Below are 469 nucleotides of genomic sequence, written 5' to 3' on the forward strand. Positions count from 1 at the left end.
CGGGCAAGCCACTTGTGGAACGGCGGCGAGCGATCGAGGACTTGGTGACCTCCTCGAACAGTCCAGATCTTCGCCTGTCGAAGTGCACTTATGATGCAGCCACGGCGGCTCGATGGCTACACGGCTCCGGCCATGCATCGACCGACGGCATCATGGCCAAAGTGCTTGATGAGCATTATCTGTGCGGCGAACGTGCGATGGTGAAGGTAAAGCCGAGGCGCACCGCCGATTGCGTTGTCGGCGGTTTCCGTTATCTCGCGGACAGTCGTGAGGTTGGCTCGCTGCTCCTCGGCCTCTACAATGACGACGGCAAGCTCGATCACGTCGGCTTCACGTCGACCATCGCCAGGACCGACAGAGGAGCGCTCACGCGCCGGCTGGAAGGGCTGCGGTCAGAGCCCGGATTCACCGGCAAGGCGCCCGGCGGCCCGAGCCGCTGGAGCACGGAGCGCAGCGGACAATGGGAACC

At 64.0% G+C, this 469-nt stretch carries 1 pseudogene; it reads left to right on the plus strand.

The features are described 5' to 3' along the window. Positions 1-469: pseudogene (locus tag EN750_RS38605) on the plus strand (ATP-dependent DNA ligase); the annotation flags it as partial.

The organism is Mesorhizobium sp. M7A.F.Ca.ET.027.03.2.1, from assembly GCF_003999175.1.
GTDB lineage: Bacteria > Pseudomonadota > Alphaproteobacteria > Rhizobiales > Rhizobiaceae > Mesorhizobium.